The 20,387-nt window shown below is 29.6% G+C and carries 18 protein-coding genes; 13 read left to right on the top strand and 5 right to left on the bottom strand.

Going from position 1 to position 20,387, the window contains the following annotated elements; translation table 11 throughout:
* The first annotated feature begins 20 nt into the window (after positions 1-20).
* Genes pheS through efp form a run of 8 tightly spaced genes read left to right on the top strand, consistent with a single transcriptional unit; the run spans position 21 to position 9,865 of the window.
* The gene (gene pheS, locus EL235_RS05985; RefSeq protein ID WP_126341017.1) at positions 21-1,013 is read left to right on the top strand and encodes a phenylalanine--tRNA ligase subunit alpha; all 993 of its coding nucleotides are present in this window, start codon (positions 21-23) and stop codon (positions 1,011-1,013) included.
* Positions 1,010-3,340, top strand: coding sequence for a phenylalanine--tRNA ligase subunit beta (gene pheT, locus EL235_RS05980; protein WP_126341016.1), 2,331 nt, complete (start codon positions 1,010-1,012; stop codon positions 3,338-3,340). The genes pheS and pheT overlap by 4 nt, the downstream gene beginning before the upstream one ends.
* Positions 3,337-4,623 (top strand): 3-phosphoshikimate 1-carboxyvinyltransferase, encoded by a 1,287-nt coding sequence (aroA, locus tag EL235_RS05975; RefSeq protein WP_126341015.1) that lies wholly within the window; start codon positions 3,337-3,339, stop codon positions 4,621-4,623. The genes pheT and aroA overlap by 4 nt, the downstream gene beginning before the upstream one ends.
* Positions 4,613-5,449 (top strand): 4-hydroxy-3-methylbut-2-enyl diphosphate reductase, encoded by an 837-nt coding sequence (locus tag EL235_RS05970; protein ID WP_126341014.1) that lies wholly within the window; start codon positions 4,613-4,615, stop codon positions 5,447-5,449. The genes aroA and EL235_RS05970 overlap by 11 nt, the downstream gene beginning before the upstream one ends.
* A gap of 55 nt (positions 5,450-5,504) precedes the next feature.
* The gene (locus EL235_RS05965; protein ID WP_039626799.1) at positions 5,505-7,172 is read left to right on the top strand and encodes a 30S ribosomal protein S1; all 1,668 of its coding nucleotides are present in this window, start codon (positions 5,505-5,507) and stop codon (positions 7,170-7,172) included.
* Positions 7,173-7,178: 6 nt separating this feature from the next.
* Entirely contained in the window at positions 7,179-7,658 is a 480-nt protein-coding gene (locus tag EL235_RS05960; protein ID WP_114640538.1) for a hypothetical protein, read from the top strand.
* The gene (locus EL235_RS05955) at positions 7,655-9,235 is read left to right on the top strand and encodes an alpha-ketoglutarate reductase / D-3-phosphoglycerate dehydrogenase (RefSeq protein ID WP_039626795.1); all 1,581 of its coding nucleotides are present in this window, start codon (positions 7,655-7,657) and stop codon (positions 9,233-9,235) included. Before EL235_RS05960 ends, EL235_RS05955 begins: the two co-directional genes overlap by 4 nt.
* A gap of 60 nt (positions 9,236-9,295) precedes the next feature.
* Positions 9,296-9,865 carry an elongation factor P gene (efp, locus tag EL235_RS05950; protein ID WP_039618934.1) on the top strand — a complete coding sequence of 190 codons (570 nt, stop codon included), beginning with the start codon at positions 9,296-9,298 and terminating at the stop codon, positions 9,863-9,865.
* A 21-nt stretch (positions 9,866-9,886) separates the two neighbouring features.
* Here the strand turns inward: efp and EL235_RS05945 are convergent, their stop codons facing one another.
* The 3 genes from EL235_RS05945 to uvrB are packed head-to-tail and all read right to left on the bottom strand — an operon-like array spanning position 9,887 to position 13,840.
* A complete protein-coding gene (locus EL235_RS05945) occupies positions 9,887-11,605 on the bottom strand; it encodes an LTA synthase family protein (protein ID WP_232017385.1) in 1,719 nt (572 codons plus the stop codon).
* Positions 11,586-11,858 (bottom strand): hypothetical protein, encoded by a 273-nt coding sequence (locus EL235_RS08110; protein WP_232017384.1) that lies wholly within the window; start codon positions 11,856-11,858, stop codon positions 11,586-11,588. Before EL235_RS08110 ends, EL235_RS05945 begins: the two co-directional genes overlap by 20 nt.
* A gap of 8 nt (positions 11,859-11,866) precedes the next feature.
* Positions 11,867-13,840 carry an excinuclease ABC subunit UvrB gene (gene uvrB / locus EL235_RS05940; RefSeq protein WP_126341013.1) on the bottom strand — a complete coding sequence of 658 codons (1,974 nt, stop codon included), beginning with the start codon at positions 13,838-13,840 and terminating at the stop codon, positions 11,867-11,869.
* Positions 13,841-13,994: 154 nt separating this feature from the next.
* Here uvrB and EL235_RS05935 point away from each other — a divergent pair, with 154 nt between their 5' ends.
* From EL235_RS05935 to ispG, 5 genes are read left to right on the top strand one after another with little or no spacing between them, the layout of a single operon-like run.
* A complete protein-coding gene (locus EL235_RS05935; RefSeq protein ID WP_039626791.1) occupies positions 13,995-14,228 on the top strand; it encodes a hypothetical protein in 234 nt (77 codons plus the stop codon).
* On the top strand, positions 14,215-14,454 hold the full coding sequence (locus EL235_RS05930) for a hypothetical protein (RefSeq protein WP_039626790.1): 240 nt from the start codon (positions 14,215-14,217) through the stop codon (positions 14,452-14,454). Before EL235_RS05935 ends, EL235_RS05930 begins: the two co-directional genes overlap by 14 nt.
* Positions 14,455-14,925 carry a type II secretion system protein gene (locus tag EL235_RS05925; protein WP_039626789.1) on the top strand — a complete coding sequence of 157 codons (471 nt, stop codon included), beginning with the start codon at positions 14,455-14,457 and terminating at the stop codon, positions 14,923-14,925.
* Positions 14,922-16,766, top strand: a complete 1,845-nt coding sequence (locus EL235_RS05920) for a primosomal protein N' (RefSeq protein WP_126341012.1) — start codon at positions 14,922-14,924, stop codon at positions 16,764-16,766. The genes EL235_RS05925 and EL235_RS05920 overlap by 4 nt, the downstream gene beginning before the upstream one ends.
* Positions 16,767-16,822: 56 nt before the next feature.
* A complete protein-coding gene (gene ispG / locus EL235_RS05915; RefSeq protein WP_126341198.1) occupies positions 16,823-17,893 on the top strand; it encodes a flavodoxin-dependent (E)-4-hydroxy-3-methylbut-2-enyl-diphosphate synthase in 1,071 nt (356 codons plus the stop codon).
* On the opposite strand, the gene EL235_RS05910 is transcribed toward ispG, so the two are convergent.
* Together EL235_RS05910 and ftsZ are read right to left on the bottom strand one after the other, a co-directional pair.
* Positions 17,890-19,254, bottom strand: a complete 1,365-nt coding sequence (locus EL235_RS05910) for a nicotinate phosphoribosyltransferase (RefSeq protein WP_126341011.1) — start codon at positions 19,252-19,254, stop codon at positions 17,890-17,892. The two genes, ispG and EL235_RS05910, sit on opposite strands and share 4 nt — an antisense overlap.
* Positions 19,255-19,274: 20 nt before the next feature.
* Positions 19,275-20,381, bottom strand: a complete 1,107-nt coding sequence (gene ftsZ, locus EL235_RS05905; RefSeq protein WP_039626779.1) for a cell division protein FtsZ — start codon at positions 20,379-20,381, stop codon at positions 19,275-19,277.
* Positions 20,382-20,387: the final 6 nt, after the last annotated feature.

The raw sequence follows: 20,387 nt of genomic DNA, 5'->3' as shown, positions 1-20,387 counted from the left end.
AAATTTAGTTGGAGCTAAAATTGCAAGATATGATAGAAAAAATTGCTTCTGCAGATACTTTAGCAGAACTTGAAAATATAAAAGTAAATGTTTTGGGAAAAAAAGGTATTTTGACTTTAGAATTTGCAAAGTTAAAAGATTTGCAAGGTGAAGAAAAAAAAGAATTTGCTAATGGTTTAAATAAAGCAAGAGATGAATTTAATGAAGCTTATCAAATAAAATTAAAAGAATTAGAAGAAAAAGCTTTAAATGAAAAAATGAAACAAGATGTGCAAGATTTTAGCTTTTTTGATGAAACTTCAAATGCAGGTGCTTTACACCCGATTATGCAAACTATGGATAAAATCATAGAATATTTTACAGCTTTAAATTTCAGCATAGAAAAAGGGCCTTTGATTGAGGATGATTTTCATAATTTTGAAGCATTAAATTTACCGCAAAATCACCCTGCAAGAGATATGCAAGATACTTTTTATTTTGAAGATAAAACCTTGCTTAGATCCCAAACTTCTCCAGTTCAAATTAGAACTATGTTATCTCAAAAACCACCTATTAGAATGATAGCACCAGGTGCAGTTTTTAGAAGAGATTTTGATATTACGCATACGCCTATGTTTCATCAAGTAGAAGGACTTGTGGTAGAAGAAGGCGATAAGGTGAATTTTGCAAATTTAAAAGATATGCTAGAGCATTTTTTAAAACATATGTTTGGCGATGTAAAAGTGCGTTTTAGGCCTAGTTTTTTTCCTTTTACAGAGCCATCTGCTGAGGTAGATATTTCTTGTGTATTTTGTAAAGGTTGTGGATGTAGAGTTTGTAAGCAAACAGGATGGCTTGAAGTTTTAGGATGTGGTGTTGTTGATCCTAATGTTTATAAATTTGTTGGCTATAAAAATGTAAGTGGCTATGCTTTTGGTTTGGGTGTGGAGCGTTTTGCCATGCTTTTACACAAAATTCCTGATTTGCGTTCTATGTTTGAAGGTGATTTAAGATTATTGGAGCAATTTAGATGATTATTAGTAGAAATTGGTTAAATGAATGGATTGATTTAAGTGGAATATCAACACAAACTATAGTAAAGACTTTAAATTCTATAGGATTAGAGGTTGATAGTTTCAAAAGTGTTAAAGCTCCTCAAAAAGTTGTAATAGGTAAGGTTTTAGAAAAAGTTAAACATGAAAATTCAGATAAATTAAATATTTGCAAAGTAGATGTTGGGAATGAAATTTTACAGATTGTTTGTGGGGCAAAAAATGTTAATAAAGATCAATTTGTAGCTGTATCTTTAGTGGGTGCAGTACTTCCAAATGGACTTGAGATAAAACCTGCTAAACTTAGAGGGGTTGAATCTGTGGGTATGATTTGCTCTTCTAGTGAGCTTGGTTTTGGAAAAAGCAATGAAGGCATTATGGTTTTAGATGAAAGTATGGGAGAGTTAGTTTTAGGAAAAGCTCTTAATGAATATGATTTATTTAATGATGAATTAATTGAAATAGAACTTACTCCAAATCGCGGGGATTGTTTGAGTTTATATGGTGTTGCTAGAGATTTAAGCGCAGTACTTGATTTAAATTTAAAAGAATTAAATCCTTTAAAAGAAAGTGAAAATAGCGTAGGTATAGGAAGAATACTAAGTGTTAAAAATCAAAGTGATGTTGAAGGGTTTTTTGTTTATAAAGCATTAGAGATTAAAGAAGAATTTAAGCTAAATATTACGATACAAATTCGTCTTGCCTTGATTGAAGCGTATAAAAATAATAACATAGAAAATCTTTTAACTTATGCGACTCATGCAAGTGGGGTAATTTTTTGTGCTTATGATTTTCATAAGCTTTGCAAAGAATGTCAAATTGATGAAAAGATTGTTTTAGAAATTAAAACTCAAAAGCATGGAGAATATGGAGTTTATTACAAAGATGAATTAATTGCTTTAGCGGGTATAGAGCAAGAAGATAAATTTAAAATCAATGATGAAAGTAAAATCATCATTATAGAAGCAAGTTATACTCATCCTCAAACTATAGCAAATGCAATAGCCTTTTATAAAAAGAAAAATGACACCATATACCGTTCTTTAAGAGGTAGTGAGCCTAAGCTTTCTTTGGGAATGGAGTATTTATTTAATGAGTGCTTGAAAATTAGCGCGATGAGTGTTTTTTCTGGAAGTCAACAAGTTTTTAAAGAAAATGAAGCAAATATTATTGGTATTTTTGGTGCAGAGATTGATAAAATCATTGGTATGCCTATAGATAAAAATAATTTAGTAAAAATTCTTAAAAAATTAGGCTTTGAAATAAGTGTAATAAATGATGAGCAATTTAATATCAAAATCCCACTTCATCGTAGTGATATAGCAAATATAGCTGATATTAGTGAAGAGATAGTAAGAATTATTGGCATTGATAATATCCCATCAAAAGCTTTAGAATTTAAAGAAAAAAATCGCTTAAATAAAGTGTATTTTGATTATCAAGAGCTTAAAAATTTAAGATTAAAAGCAAGTAGCAATGGATATTTTGAAAGCGTGCATTATGTTTTAGATAATGAAGAAGAATTAAGTCAATTAGGATTTAAATGTATTAAAAATAAGCTTATCAATCCTATTACCAATGAGCTTAATACTTTAAGAAGTACTTTGATAAATCATCTTTTAAATGCAGCAAGCTTTAATCTAAGAAATTCAAAAAAGAAAATCAAACTTTTTGAATGTGGTAGTGTTTTTGATGAGTTTTCAAATGAGCATGCTAAATTTGCAATGATCTTTAGTGGCTACAAAGAAGAAGCTAAAATCACAAATAAGGCCAAGCCTGTTTTAGTGGATTTTTATACTTTTTTAGCAGAATTAAAAAGCATTATAGGCGAGTTTAGTTTGCAAAAATCAGAATATGCATTTTTAAGTCCATATGAGCAAGCAAATGTATATAAAAATGGCAAGCGTATAGGTTTTGTAGGTAGAGTGCATTTGAGTATAGAAAATGAAAGAGATTTGGTTAAAACTTATATTTGTGAACTTGATTTAGAAGGCTTAAAACAAGACTTTAAAACTGCTAAAGCTTATTCTAAATTTCCATCTATGAGCAGGGATTTAAGTATAGTTATACCTAAGGGTTTTGAATATGAAAAAATCAAACACACTATTGCTAAATTAGATATTGAAAGATTAGAAAGTTTTAGAGTGGTAGATTTATACACAGATGAGAATTTAGGAGATTTTTATAGCTTGACTATTAATTTAGTATTTAGAGATTTTGAAAAAACCTTAGAAGATAATATTATCCTTGAATATATTGATAAAATCATCAAAGCTTTAGATGATGAGCATGGTTTAAAACTTCGATGAAAATCAGTCCTATTAGTTCTTTTACAGCAGAGCTTGAAGATATAGCTTCTGATAAGTCTATATCTCATCGCTTTGCTATCTTTTCTTTGCTTACTCAAGGAACTTGCAAAATTAAAAATTATTTAAAAGCACAAGATACTTTACATACCCTAGCAATCATTCAAGCTTTGGGAGCGGGGGTTGAAGAAATTGATGGATTAATTTGCATTAAAGCTCCAAAATATATAAAATCTCCAAATTGTGTTTTAGATTGTGGAAATTCAGGTACAGCTATGAGACTTTTAATAGGTCTTTTAAGTGCTATTGAAGATGAAATTTTTGTACTTAGTGGGGATTGTTATTTAAATGCTAGACCGATGAAGCGCGTGAGTGAGCCTTTGATGAGTTTAGGGGCTAAAATTTATGGAAGAGCTAATGCAAATTTAGCACCTATTTGTATACAAGGAGCTAAGTTGGATGGTTTTGACTTTAGTAGTAACATTGCCTCAGCTCAGGTAAAATCAGCTTTAATTTTAGCGGCTTTATTTGCTAAAAAAGATAGTTATTTTAAAGAAATTGAGCTTTCAAGAGATCATAGCGAGATTATACTTAATAAAATGGGAGCTTGTATTGAATATTTAAATGAGGAAAAAACTTTTATTAAAATAAATCCTTTAAAAGAAAAATTAAAAGCATTTGAGGTGTGTGTGCCAAATGATCCATCATCGGCCTTTTATTTTGCTTTAGCCGCTTGTATTTTACCTCATTCAAAAGTAGTTTTAAAAAATGTTTTGTTAAACAAAACACGTATTGAAGCTTTTAAAATTTTAGAAAAAATGGGTGTAAAAATCACTTATAGTATTACTAATGAAGATTTTGAAAGTATTGGAGAAATTTGTGTTGAAAGTGCGCCTTTAAAGGCAGTAAATGTGAGTGAAAATATCGCATGGTTGATTGATGAAATTCCAGCTTTGGCCATAGCTTTTGCTTGTGCAAAAGGAAAAAGCACTATAAAAAATGCTAAAGAATTGCGTGTAAAAGAAAGTGATAGAATCAAATCAATTGTATTAAATTTGCAAAAATGTGGCTTAAATGTGAAAGAATTTGAGGATGGTTTTGAAGTAGAAGGTGGTGAAGCTAAAAGTACTAAAATAGAAAGTTTTGGAGATCATAGAATTGCAATGAGTTTTTTAATTTTAGGTTTAAGATGTGGAATGGAAGTAGATGATAGTGAATGTATTAAAACTTCTTTTCCAAATTTTATTGATATTTTAAATCAAATAGGAGCTAAAATTGGAGATTGAACTAGCAAAAAGCTATGGATTTTGTTTTGGGGTAAAAAGAGCTATTAAAAAGGCTGAACAGATTAAAGATGCAGCTACTATAGGTCCCTTAATTCATAATAATGAAGAAATCACAAGACTTTGGAAAAATTATAATGTTAAAACATTAAATGATATCAATGAATTAAGCACGGAAAAAAAAGCCATCATCAGAACTCATGGTATTACAAAGCAAGATTTAGAAAATTTAAAACAAAAAGATATAGAAATTTTTGATGCAACTTGTCCTTTTGTAACTAAACCTCAAAAAATTTGTGAGCAAATGAGTAATGAAGGTTATGAAGTTGTGATTTTTGGAGATGAAAATCATCCTGAAGTAAAAGGGGTGAGAAGTTATGTAAGTACTAAGGCTTATGTAATACTTGATGAAAAAGAATTGCTCGATATTAAATTACCTTCTAAAATTGCAGTGGTATCACAAACTACAAAAAAAGTAGAAAAATTTATGGAAATTGTGAATTTTTTAATGCTTAGGGTTAAGGAAGTACGTGTTTTTAATACCATATGTGATGCAACTTTTAAAAACCAAGAAGCAATTAATGAACTTGCCAAAAAAAGCGATGTGATGATAATAGTTGGAGGAAAAAATTCAGCTAATACTAAGCAGCTCTTTTTGATAGCAAAAAATTACTGCGAAGATAGTTATTTAATCGAAAATGAAAAAGAAATTCAAGAAGAGTGGTTTAATGGTAAAAAAAAATGCGGTATTAGTGCGGGTGCTTCTACGCCTGATTGGGTGATTGATTTGGTTTTGGAAAAAATCAAAGAATACACCAAAATTAACTAAGTTTAAAGAAAACAATACTATAATCAAGAATTAAAATTTAAAACAAAGGACCACGATGAGCGAGGTGAACAAAAAAGTTCAAAACAGACTAGAGGATATTATCATAGAAGAAGATTTTGAGCAAATGCTTGAAGAGTCTTTTAAGTCTGATGAGGAGGCAACTACACAGGGTATAATTGTCGCGATTAAAGGCGATGAGGTATTTGTAAATGTAGGGCAAAAATCAGAAGGTATTTTAGCAATAGAAGAAATTCAAAATGATAAAGGCGATTTTATCTTCAAAGAAGGCGATACATTAGAAGTTGCTATAGTAGGTTCTCGCGGTGGCAGATCTTTACTTTCTCATAAAAAAGCTTTAAGAAAGCAAAAAGTTAAAGAATTTATTGATAACTATAAAGATGATGAAAGTATGTTTGATGTAAAAATCATTGGTAAAAATAGAGGTGGCTTTGTAGCTGTGGATGAAAATGGAGTAGAGTTTTTCTTACCAAAATCACAAAGTAGCTTTAAAGATTCAAACAATATCATCAATAAGACTTTCAAAGTTAAAATCATCAAAATAGACAAAGAAGCTCAAAGTATAGTAATTTCTAGAAAAAAAATAGTAGATGAAGAAAGAAAAAAACGCAAAGAGATTATTTCAAATGTGTTAAATCAAGAAGAAATCATAGAAGGCATTGTCAAAAAAATCACTACTTATGGTATGTTTGTTGATGTAGGTGGTGTTGATGGTTTGGTTCATTATAGTGAAATTTCTTATAAAGGACCTGTAAATCCTAGTTCTTTATATAGCGAAGGTGATAAGGTTCCCGTAAAAGTGATTAAATATGACAAAGATAAAAAACACCTTTCTTTATCTATCAAACTTGCTATGCCTGATCCTTGGGATGAAATTAAAGATGGTTTAGAGGTTGGTGACACCATTAAGGTTACAGTTTCAAATATAGAACCATACGGTGCTTTTGTTGATTTGGGAAATGATATAGAAGGATTTTTGCATATAAGTGAAATTTCTTGGGATAAAAATGCTAAAAATCCAAAAGATTATATTAGTGAAGGTCAAGAGCTTGATGTGGAAGTGATTGAGATTAATGCTAAAGAAAGAAGACTTAGAGTTTCTTTAAAAAATTTATTAACAAAACCTTTTGATGAATTTTTAAAATCACATAAAGTAGGTGATGTGGTAAAAGGTAGTGTTACTTCTGTGACTAATTTTGGTGCCTTTGTAAAAATTGCAAACTTAGAAGGTTTATTGCACAATGAAGATGCTTCGTGGAATAGAAACGATAAATGCAAAGATATGTATAAGGTTGGTGATGTTGTAGAAGTTAAAATCACCAAACTAGATAAAGAAAATCAAAAAATTTCTTTAAGCACCAAAGAATTGCAAAAAAGTCCTGTGCAAGTCTATGCGCAAAAACATCAAGTAAATGATATTATCTCAGGAAAAATTAGAGATATTAAAGATTTTGGAGTTTTTGTAGAACTTGAAGAGGGTGTTGATGCACTAATTCACAAAGAAGATTTAGGCAATATTGACTTTTCAAGTTTAAAAGTAGGTGATACAATAGAGGCTTTAATTGTTTTTATTGATGAAAAGAAAAATAGAATTCGTTTAAGCGTAAAAAGTCTTGCAAGAATGAAAGAAAGAGAAGCGTTAAACGAAATCAATGATAATGATAAAGTAACTTTAGGTGATATTATCAAAGATCAACTTTCATAATAAAAAATGAAAAAATATACCCTTTATGGTATTTTAGGCTTTTTAAGCCTAGTTTTGATTGTTGCTTTTGTTTTTATGGTGAGATATGTAAGTGTTGGAAATTTACCTATCTCACAAAATGTTAAATATTCTTTTGATGAGATAAAAAAAGAATTGCCGCAAACTTGGCAAGAAAAACTTTCAAATCTTAAAATTAATAATTTTTCTCCAGCAGCAAATGAATTTTATATGAGTTTTAATATGGATGATTCTGTAGTAAAGCCAAAACAAAAATTTTATATGCTTGATGTAAATAAAAACGATGTTTATTCTATGTTTTGTTTAAAGCAAACCTTGCATTCTTTTTTTATCAAATACACTTTAACGCAAAGTAAAGATGAGGTGGCTATTTATTTAGATACAAATAACGAAAAAGTTTTAAACGCACTGATTGACAAATTAAAAATTTACAACATAAATGCAAAATTAAAGGAGGTTTGGTTATGAAAAAAATTATTGTATGTGATGCAATATTAGACAAAGGCGTGGAGCTTTTAAGAAAAGCTGATGATGTAGAACTTATTGAAGCGGCACATTTATCTAAAGATGATCTTTTAACAAAATTAAGTGATGTAGATGTAGCTATTACTAGAAGTTCAACGGATGTGGATTTGAAATTTATCAATGCATGTTCTAATTTAAAAGCTTTAGTTAGAGCAGGCGTTGGAGTTGATAATGTTGATATAGATGAATGCTCTAAAAAAGGTATTATAGTGATGAATGTGCCAACGGCTAATACTATAGCAGCAGTCGAACTTACTATGAATCATCTATTATGCTCTGCAAGATCTTTTGTAAATGCTCATAATTTTTTAAAGATACAAAGAAGATGGGAAAGAGAAAAGTGGTATGGTGTTGAACTTATGAACAAAACTTTAGGGGTTATAGGTTTTGGTAATATAGGTTCAAGAGTAGCTGTACGCGCAAAAGCTTTTGGTATGAAAGTTATTGCTTATGATCCTTATGTGGTAGCTTCTAAAATGACTGATTTAGGTATTGAATGTGTAAATTCTTTAGATGTAATCTTAACTCAAAGTGATTTTATTACTATACATACACCAAAAACAAAAGAAACAACAGATATGATTTCTTTTGAAGAAATTTCTAAAATGAAAGATGGTGTAAGATTGATAAATTGTGCTAGAGGCGGTCTTTATAATGAAGATGCTTTGTGTGAGGGGTTAAAAAGTGGTAAAATAGCTTGGCTTGGTATAGATGTATTTAATAAAGAACCCGCAATTAATCATCCATTTTTAGACTTTGAAAATGTTTCTGTTACTTCTCATCTTGGTGCAAATACTTTAGAAAGTCAAGAAAATATAGCTATCCAAGCATGCGAGCAAGCTTTAAATGCTGTAAGAGGAATTTCTTATCCAAATGCTTTAAATTTACCGATTAAAACTGAAGATTTACCAAGTTTTGTAGAGCCTTATATAGAGCTTATTTCAAAAATGGGTTTTTTGGCTGCTCAGCTTGATAAAACCCCTATTAAGGCTATTAGACTTGAAAGTGAAGGGCAAATTGGTGAGTATAATGAATCTTTGCTAACTTTTGCAACAGTGAGTGTTTTAAGAGGAATTTTAGGTGAAAATATTAATTATATTAACGCACATTTTGTAGCTAAAGACAAAGGTGTTGAGCTTTCTTCTTGTATTTTACCAAGTAGTGGCTATAGTAATAAAATTACCATAAAAGTAATTACTGATAACTCTAATCTTTCTATTTCAGGAACTATTTTTGGTGAAAATGAGCAAAGAATAGTGGAATTAAATGGTTTTGATGTAGATTTTAAGCCTAAAGGTAAGATGATTATTTTAAATAATAATGATATACCAGGGGTTATAGCTAATGTTAGTGGAATTTTGGCTAAAAATAATGTCAATATAGCTGATTTTAGACTCGGTAGAAATGGTTTTGGAAAAGCTTTAGCTGTAATTTTGCTTGATACAAAAATTTCAAAAGCTTTGCTTGAAGAATTAAGAGCAGTTGAAGCTTGTATTTTTGCAGAATATGCAGAAATTTAAGGCTTTTTATAAGCCTTAGTTGTTACAATTATTTTTTAATTTTAAAATTAAGGAAAATATATGGCTTCTTATGGAATGGGAGATCTAAAAAAAGGTTTAAAGATAGAAATTGATGGTATTCCTTTTAAAATTGTAGAATATCAACATGTAAAACCAGGAAAAGGTCCTGCTTTTGTGCGTATTAAAATTAAATCTTTTATTGATGGTAAGGTTTTGGAAAAAACTTTCCATGCAGGAGATAAATGCGAATCTCCAAATTTAGAAGAAAAACAAATGCAATATCTGTATGATGATGGTGAAAATTGTCAATTTATGGATACTCAAACTTACGAGCAAGTTGCAATTAGTGATGAAGATGTGGGTGAAGCTAAAAAATGGATGCTTGATGGAACTATGGTAGATGTTTTATTCCATAATGGAAAAGCAATTGGTGTGGAAGTACCTCAAGTAATGGAGCTAAAAATCATCGAAACAGCACCAAATTTCAAAGGTGATACTCAAGGGTCGAATAAAAAACCAGCTACTTTGGAAACAGGTGCAGTAGTACAAATTCCTTTCCATGTATTAGAAGGAGAGGTAATCCGTGTTGATACTGTACGCGGTGAATATATAGAAAGAGCAAACAAATAAGCTAAGTTTATCTTAGCTTATTTAATTGTTTAATCTTTTATTAAGTTGCCACCAGTTTAACTTATAATATAATTCTTGAAATTTTTTGTGGTATTTATCTAAAATAATTTCTTGATTTGTGTTTTTGATTGAAGTGTTACTTTCGAAAAAATATCCCTTGTTTGCAGTATATACACCTTGATTATCAATCCATAATACATCGTTTATTCCAAATTCTAGTTTTTCATTTTCGGTTAAGCCTAACATATTTCTTCCACCCATGCTAATGTATTTTATCTTATTAAGGCTTATGTTGTATAAGGTTGGAAATACATCTTTATGTGATCCTACTCTATTTTTATTATAATTAATATTGTATTGTAGTGCTTTTGGGATATATAAATAAAAAGGAACACCATAAGAAAAGGCTTTTGTATTATATAGGTTATTTTTTAAATCTCTTGTCCTATGATCTCCTGTAGCGGCTATAATGATTTTATCTTTTAACTTACTTTGTTTTATTTTGCTTAAAAATTTTCCAAATTCATTGTTTGCATAAATATATGCTTTTAATATAGCTAGTTGTTTTTTATGATTATATGGAAGAAGTTTTAATAGCTCATTTGGTATTTGATCGTGATTGATTTTTATATTATAATCTAAATATGGTGGATGATTTGATATTGTTAGGGCAATGATTAATGTTTTATGGGGATTATCTTGTAATATCTCATATGCTTTTTTATATAAAAATTCATCAGCTATTCCATAGCCATTTTGTGTTGTTTTGGCTTGAGGATAAGAATTAATTATGCTGTTTTCATCTATAATTTCATCTACTCCTTGTGTTTTTAAATACTCTTTTATATTTTGCCAAGATCCATTTCCTGCACTTATAAAAATAACTTTATAACCCGCTTTTTTATAAATTTCAATAGGAGTAAGAGGCAGTTTTATTGTTTGAAATTTACTAGTTGAAATATTTGAAAATGGACTTATAAATAATAAATTTGTCAAACTAGGTATAGTTCCATTGCTTGATGGTAAAAATCTCTCAAATAAAAAATCTTCCTCAAAATGTTGTTTTAATTCACCTAAAAAGTTTATTTCTTTAGAACTATACTCATTAATTTCTAAACCAAAACTTTCCATTATATTTAAAAAGATACTCGGTTTTATAGTATCTGCTATAGGATTATTTTGACTTATGTCCATATATGGAAACAATTTGCTTTGAATTTCTTTTGCAGTGTTATCGTCAATTGAGGGTATTTTTTGTTCTTCTTTGTATTGTTTATGAGCCCAAGCAAAAGCCATTATAGGATTTAGCATAATATCATTTACAACTTTGAATTCACTAAAAGAATAATTTTGAACATTAATAGCAACATGTTTAAATGGTCCTCTAAGAGCTAAAATGTATATAAAAATTAAAATGATATTTAAAAATAATAAAGTATGAATTTTATAGTTGTTTTTGGTGGTTTTATAATATAAAATTTTTAAATTTAAAAATACACAACATAGAGAAATAAATAAAGCTAAAAGTAAAATTTTTAAGACAGGGTAATCATTATAGATAATATCTAAAATAGTACTAATATTATCATTTTTTATACTAAATAAAAAAATATTAAATTTGTCATTATAAAGTTCATAGTAGTAATATTTTGCAAAAGAAAAAATAACACTTATAATAGCTATAAATGTTATATAAACACTTGAGATAACGCTATATAGTCTATATACCCCCCCCCGCAAATATTACTTTTTTATAGTTAAGATAGGAAAATATCAAGGCAAGAAATCCACAAATTAAAAGTGGTAAAAAAGCAATACTTAAAAATCTTATATCATGGTAAATTCCGTAAAAATACATTTTTACTATATCATAGAAATTACTTTGTATGATTTTTTGAGAAATAAAACCATTTTGCATCAAAAGCCTATTAATAGAAAATATACTTATAAATAAGAAATAAAAGACAACAATTTGTGTGAGTATTTTTTTCATTTTTGCTCCTATAAAATTCTTAGTTTATTAATCTCGTCTCTAAGCATTGCTGCTTTTTCAAATTCAAGATTTTTAGCTGCTTCTAGCATTTGTTTTCTTAGTTCTTTTACTATTTTAGCGCGTTCTTTCGCAGGAATTTTTTCAAGTTCTTTGCCTTTGCGATAAATTTCTCCTTGCTCAAGATCTTGTTTTAAACTCTCTTCTATATTCCTTTTTGCTGAAGTTGGCGTGATATTATATCTTTTATTATAAGATTCTTGCAAGACTCTTCTTTCGTTGGTAGTATCAATGGCTTCTTGCATAGATTTTGTAATTTTTTTGGCAAAAAGCAATACTTTGCCATTTACATTTCTAGCCGCACGTCCCATGGTTTGAATGAGCGCAGTGGTGCTTCTTAAAAAACCTTCTTTGTCTGCGTCCATAATTGCTATGAGAGAAACTTCAGGTAAATCAAGCCCTTCTCTTAAAAGATTAATACCTATTAAAATATCAAAAGCACCACTTCTTAAACCACGGATGATTTCATTACGCTCAATTGCGTCAATTTCTGAATGCATGTATTTTACTTTTAAGCCAAGCTCTAAGTAGTATTTACTAAGCTCTTCAGCCATTTTTTTGGTTAGAACAGTGATTAAAACTCTTTCGTTACGTTCTATAACTTTTTTAGCTTCATCATATAAAATTTCAACTTGATTATCACTATCTTTGACTTCTATTTTAGGATCTAAAAGTCCTGTTGGGCGCATAATTTGATAAAAAATGTTTTTTTTGCTTAATTCTAGTTCCAAAGGTGCAGGCGTGGCTGAAACAAATAAAAATTTGCAATTTTTATTAATAAATTCATCAAACATCAAAGGTCTGTTATCTAAGGCGCTTGGCAAGCGAAAACCATAATCAACTAAAGTTTGTTTTCTACTTCTATCTCCTGCAAACATTCCACGAAATTGCGGTAAAGATACATGGGATTCATCTACAATGACTAAAAAATCTTGGTTTTTAATGGCAAAATAATCAAAAAGAGTATAAGGCGTATCACCGCTTTTAAGTCCTGTTAAATGCAAAGCGTAATTTTCAACTCCTTTACACATGCCAGTGCTTTGAAGCATTTCAAGGTCAAATTCTACTCTTTGTTTTAACCTTTGTGCTTCTACGAGTTTATTTTCATTTTCAAAATAAGCAAGGCGTTCATTTAATTCAGCTTTTATGCCTTTAATAGCTTCTTTAAGCCTAGTCTCACCTACACTAAATTGACTGGTTGGGTAAAGTATGAATTTTTTTAAGTCTTTACCTTTTTTATTTTCTAAGACATTATAATGATACATCGCCTCAAGCTCATCGCCAAAAAACTCAAGTCTAATAGCTTCATCCTCATAATAAGCCGGATATATATCTACTATATCTCCATTTACTCTAAAATCAGCTCTATCAAAGAAATTATCATTGCGTTTATATCCCATATCCACAAGTTTTTTTAAAAGTTCTTTTTGTGAAATTTGCATATTTAGCTCTAAAATTAAAACCATACCTACATACTCACTTGGATTTCCCAAACCATAATTTGCCGAAACACTAGCTATGCAAATAACATCATCATAACTTAAAAGCGAAGCACTTGCGCTTAGTCTTAATCTTTCTAAATCTTCATTAGTAGAGCTATCTTTTTCTATAAAAACATCCGTTCTTGGTATATAAGCTTCTGGTTGATAATAATCATAGTAGCTTATAAAATACTCCACATGATTATTTGCAAAAAAACCTTTAAATTCGCTATAAAGTTGCGCGCATAAGCTTTTATTGTGACTCATGATAAGAGTGGGCATGTTTAAGTTTTTAATGATATTTGCCATAGTGAAAGTTTTTCCACTACCTGTAACACCTAGCAAGGTTTGGTATTTATTGCCTGCTTGAATGCTTTTTACTATACCATCAATGGCTTGTTTTTGATCAGGACTTGGCTTAAAATCACTAGTAAGTTCAAACATAAATTTTCCTAACTTGTATTTTTGCTAATTTTACACAAAATTTTTTGTAAAAATTTAAATTTTAAAACAAAAAGCTATGCAAAATTAAATTTTTTTTTGTTACAATTATGTGTTTAAAATACTCTAAATATAAAATCAATAAAGGCAATAAAATATGTATGATGAAAGAATAATTAACACAATGACAGATAAAGTAAATGAGCTTTTGGCTAAATATAATGAAGTATGTGAAATAAATGAAAATCTAAGAAATGAATTAGTAAGTGTAAAAGCACAAAATGAAGCTAAAAATAATCAAATCACGCGTTTAGAAGAAGAGCTTAAAAATAAAAATATTGAAAGCGAAGATGTGATCAAAAAAATAGAGGCAGTTCTTGGCAAGCAATAATCAAAGAAAAGTTACAATTAATGTCTATGCAAAAGACTTTGTTGTAACATGCAGTAATGAATTTGCAAATCATCTTGAAGATGAGATTGCCTTAATTTCTGGAGGTACAGGTAAGATAGAGCTTGCAAATTTCATTAATGCTTTTGTAAAACTTAGCTACGAAAACTATATCTTAAAAAAAGAACTCAATAAACTTATCAATACTATCGATGAAGAAATAAAATAAATGCAAATAAAAAAAGCTTTTACTTTAATAGAGCTTGTTTTTTGTATGATGATTATTGCTATTCTTAGTGTAATTGCTTATCCGTATTTTTCTTTTGGAAAAAATGATGCTAAACTCATTCAAGTAAAAAGCGAGGTGGAGCTTATCAATGCTTCTTTGTCTTTACTTAGAAATCAGTTTTTGTTTAAAGAAAGTAAGGATTTTCCATCAATTTTAGATGAAGCTTTGATAAATAGTGAAAATCAAAAATTATTTGTATGTTCTAATTCTCAAAATCATAAAAATACAAAACAATGTATCTACAGTGTTTTAGAAAAACCAATCATTTCATCTAAAAAATCATGGATGAAAATAGCAAACACTCAATATAGATTTTTCATAAATACTAAAAATTACATAGATTTTTCTTATAATAGTGAAAAAGTTTTTTTAGAATGTGTGAGTTTAAATTGTAAGGATTATGGGTTTTGAATTTTTATCAACTTGCTATTAAAGGGTATTATTTGGATACCTTAACCTATGAAAGTGAGGAAGAATTTGAGATTTTAGATGAGGTAATAGTTGATCTTGCAAGGAAAAAAAATCTCAAAGCTATAATCTTACAAAAATGTTCAAAGCCTGATTTTAAAACCCAAGCTATAAAAGAAAAAACAGGTTTTAAACTAACACAATACCAATACGAACTTGCTCAATTTATTGCTTATTATTATGCTAGTAAAATAGCTTTTGTTTTGGGTATGTTTGAAGGCATTAAAGAGTATAAAAATGAAAAAATTCATATAGAAAAAGCACCTGGTTTAAGTAAAAATCAACAAGAGGCTTTAGAATTTATAAAAACCAAACAAATTAGTTTGCTATTTGGTGATACAGGAAGTGGCAAAACTGAAATTTATATTAGCCTTATAAAAGAATATCTAGAGCAAGGAAAGCAAGTTTTGCTTTTAATGCCAGAAATCGCTCTAACTCCGCAAATGCAAAAAAGATTAAAAGTGTATTTTGGCGAGCATTTTTTCTTGTGGCATTCTAAAATTACTAAGAAAAAAAAGCAAGAATGCTTGCAAGATTTAGCAAATTCAAAAGCTCTTTTAGTAGCGGGAGCTAGATCAGCTTTATTTTTACCTTTTAAGAATTTGGGTTTGATTATTATTGATGAAGAGCATGATAATTCTTATAAAGCTTCCAATAACCCAAAAATTAATGCTAGAGATTTAGCTTTATTTATAGCAAAAAAAATGCATATAAAAGTTCTTTTAGGTTCAGCTACTCCAAGTGTTGTAAGTTTTTACAAACATCCTTGTTTTAGGCTTAAAGGGACCTTTTTTGAAAGCAAAAAGCAGTTTTTATATGATGAGAGTGAGCTTAGTATTTCATCAAAATTACTTTTAGAATTAAAAATTAGTTTAAGAAATAAAAAGCAATCCGTGGTATTTTTACCTACAAGGGCAAATTTTAGACAAATTTTATGTAAAGAATGTGCTAATACCATCAAATGTCCTTTTTGTTCTATTGCTTTGAGTTTACATAAAAATAAAAATGCATTAAAATGCCATTATTGTAATTTTACTAAAGAAATCGATCAAACCTGCCCAACTTGCAATGGAGTTATGCTTGAAGCTAAAAAAATGGGTACAGCAGAGCTTTGTGAACTTTTAGAAAAAGAATTGGCTGAGTTTAATCCTATCGTAAAAAGATTTGATAGCGATGAGATTAGCAGTGTAAAAAAGCTTGATATGATTTTAAAAGATTTTAATCAAGAAAAAATTGATATTTTAGTAGGTACTTCTATGCTTGCTAAAGGTCATGATTATCACAATGTGGATTTGAGTGTGATTTTGGGGCTTGATGAGTATTTATTTAGACCTAATTTTAAAGCTTTAGAAGAGACTTTGGCTCTTGCTATGCAAGTAGCAGGTCGTGCAGGTCGCAAGGGTGAGGGTAGGGTGCTTTTGCAAACTAAGAATAGATCTTTTTTTGAAAAATATATACAAGATTATGATAGTTTTTTAAAAGATGAATTAAATGCTAGAAACGAGCTTTATCCCCCATTTAAAAGACTTTTAAGACTAATTGTTGAAGATGAGGATAAAAACAAAGCTTTAAATTTGTGTGAATTTATAGCTAATAAAGTTCAAGAATTAAAACAAGTGCAATTAGTAGGCCATGGTACTTGTGGCATTGAAATGCTAAATAAAAAATGGCGTTTTTATGTATTATTACGTGCTAATACCCATCAAGATCTTGTGAAATTTGAGCATTTTGCTTTAAACTTTAAAAATATTACTTGTGATATAGATCCAGTTGATTTTAGTTGATTTTAATTTTTACAAAGTCAAAAAAGTATACAATAAAATAAAAAAGTGAGATTATGATGGGATATCAAAGATACAAAACAAGACAAATAAAAGTGGGTAATGTTTTAATAGGTGGTGATGCTCCTATTTCGGTACAATCTATGCTTTTTACTAAAACAAGAGATATTGAAGGTTGTTTAGAGCAGCTTAACAGACTTTATTTTGCTGGTGCAAATATAGTGCGTTTAGCCTGTTTGGATATGGCAGATGCAAGGGCTTTAAAAGAAATTAAAGCAAAAAGCCCCTTACCTTTAATAGTGGATATACATTTTAATCATAAATTAGCAGTTTTTTGTGCTGAATTTATCGATGGGGTGAGAATTAATCCAGGAAATATAGGATCAAAAGAAAATATCAAAGAAGTGGTGCAAGCTTGTAAACAAAGAAAAATTCCTATTAGAATAGGGGTAAATCATGGTTCTATAGAAAAGCAATTTAGCGATAAATATGGTTATAATATAGAAGCTATGCTCAAGAGCGCTTTATATAATATAAAATTACTAGAAGATTTAGACTTTTTTGATATTAAAATCTCTATGAAAACTTCAGATGTGCAAAATACCATAAAAGCTTATGAAGCTCTAAGACCACTTTGTGATTATCCGTTTCATTTAGGGGTTACTGAGGCAGGAACTAAATTCCACAGTACGGTTAAAAGCTCGATTGCCTTGGGAAATTTGCTTTTAAAAGGTATAGGCGATACAATGAGAGTTTCTATGACAGGGGAGCTTGAAGAAGAGATTAAAGTAGCAAGGGCTATTTTACAAGATAGTGGAGTGCAAAAAAGCGGGGTTAATATCATCTCATGTCCAACTTGTGGAAGAATTCAAAGTGATTTGATTAAAGCGATTAAAATAGTAGAAGAAAAAACTAAGCATATAAAAGAGCCATTAAATATAAGTGTTATGGGTTGTGTTGTAAATGCCTTGGGCGAGGCTAAGGGTGCTGATGTGGCGATTGCTTTTGGAAAAAATCAAGGTTTAGTTATAAGACATGGCGAAGTAGTGGCAAAATTAAAAGAAGATGAGCTTGTGGATAGATTTTTACTTGAAGTAGAAGATGAAGTAAAACTTAGAAAAAAAGATTAATTTTTTTCTAAGTAAGTTTTTTGCGCATTTTGTAATTTTTTAGAAATTTTTACTTTATAAATACTTGAATTTTGAAGCTTTTTTAACTTAAAATTTAAACTATCAAGACTTTTTTTATGATACTTTTTAATATTTTTCAAATTAGGAAGCTCATAAACTAATTTCCCATCTTTAAAAATAATCTCATGTAAATTTTTATATGTATAGCCTTGATAATTTTTGATATTTTCGTCATGTGTGTATAAAACATCAAAACTTGCTTTATTTTCTTTATAATACCTTATAAGTTTTTTAACATGTGGTAAGGTTGTTTTACTTGAGCTTGCACTGATTTTTATTTTAGGGATGATTTGGTTGTTTTTTTCTAATGCAACGAGCTTATAAACAGCTCCAAAAACAGGTGAGCTTGCCGAAGTAATAAGCTTTTCTCCAACACCAAAAGCATCGATTGGGGCTTTGTTTTTTAGTAATTTTTCTAAGATGAACTCATCTAAGGCATTACTAGCTATGATTTTGCATTTTTTTAAGCCAGCAAGATCTAGTTTTTTTCTAATATATTTAGATATTTTAAGCAAATCTCCTGAGTCAATACGGATGGAATAATTAAACATAGAATCTTGCGCATTTAACTCATTAAAAACTAAAATAGCATTTTCAATACCTTTTTTATAACCATATGTATCAATCAAAAGACTTATATTATCTTTATAAATTTGACAATATGCTCTAAAAGCACTTAGCTCATCATCAAACATTTGTACCCAAGCATGAGACATGGTTCCGCTAATAGGAATATTGAATTTTTTTCCAGCTAAAGTACAAGCACTTGCATGAAAACCACCTATAAAAGCAGCTCTAGCACCATTTAAAGCTGCGCTTTCCCCATGAGCTCTACGAGAGCCAAATTCTAAAAGCAATTTTTCTTTTGCAGTTTGAGTAATTCTGCTGGCTTTAGTAGCAATTAAGCATTGATGATTTAGGGTTAAAAGTATGAAAGTTTCTAATAATAAAGCCTCAATTATAGGTGCTTTTATGATCATTAAAGGTGTATTAGCAAAAACACATTCACCTTCTTGGACACTTAGTATATCCCCGCTAAAATTTAAAGTTGAAAGATAGTTTAAAAAATCATCATCAAATTTTTGAGTATTTTTCAAAAAATCTATGTCATCTTTAGAGAAAGAAAAATGGTTAATATGATTTATAATTTGTTCTAATCCACAAAAAACAGCATAAGAAGCATTATCAGGAGCTTTTCTAAAAAAAACTTCAAAATAAACAATTTGCTTATGCATATTTTGTTTAAAATAAGCATAAGCCATACTTAGTTCGTAAAAATCACATAATAATGAAGAATTCATATAAGGATTTTTACTAAAAATTAATCCATTTGGCGACGTAAGAAAGCAGGAACATCAAGCTGAGAAATTACTTCCTCATCAAATCCACCGCTAGCTTTGCGTAAATTCATATAGCTATTTTTTTTACTTTCTTCTTGTTCTTTAGCACTTTCTATTTCAGCTTTATCTTCAAAACCTGTAGCAATGATAGTAACTTCAACGCGATCCCCCATACTTTCATCAGTAGTTGCACCAAAGATTACTTTTGCATTTTCATCTGCTATATCGCTAATGCTTTGAGTAGCTTGTGAAATTTCTATCAATGAGCATTCAGGACCAATTTTATAATGGATAATTACGCCTTTAACGCCTTTCATAGTCATACCATCTAATAATGGAGATTCTATAGCACTTGATAGTGCATCCATAATGGCATTTTCGCCTTCTCCATGACCTACGCCCATTAAAGCTAAACCTCTATGGCTCATAACAGTTCTAACATCAGCAAAGTCAACATTAATATCGCCATCTTCTAAAAGGATAGACACCATACCCCTAACAGCTCTAGCTAAGATATCATCTACTAGTTTAAATGCTTCTTTTATACCTGCTTTTTTTGGAAGTATGCTAAGAAGTTTTTCATTTTGGATTACAATGATAGAATCACTTTCTTTTTTTAATTCAGCCAAGCCAGCTTCGGCTAATTTTTTTCTTTGTTTTCCTTCAAATGCAAAAGGCATGGTCACAACTGAAACAGTTAATGCACCTACTTCTTTAGCAGCTTGTGCTACAACAGGAGCTGCACCTGTGCCAGTTCCACCGCCAAGTCCTGCTGAAATAAATACTATATCGCTTTGACTTAAAGCAGCTTTTACTTCTTCGAAACTTTCTCTTGCGCTTTCTGCTCCAATTTCTGGTTGCATTCCAGCACCTAAACCTTTGGTTTTTTTCTCACCTAGTTGAATTCTAGTTTTTGCTAAAGATTTAGCTATGGCTTGTGCATCAGTATTTGCTGAAATAAGATCAAGATCATGTAAACCCATATTTACCATATGATCTATCATATTACCGCCACCGCCACCGCAACCTATGACTTTTATTTTTGCACCTTTTGCGTGTTGCATTTCTTCTACTAGATATTCGCTCATTGTGTC

Origin of the sequence: Campylobacter lari (assembly GCF_900638335.1) — a bacterium.
GTDB lineage: Bacteria > Campylobacterota > Campylobacteria > Campylobacterales > Campylobacteraceae > Campylobacter_D > Campylobacter_D lari_E.
This window is presented reverse-complemented; position numbering and strand designations above follow the sequence as displayed.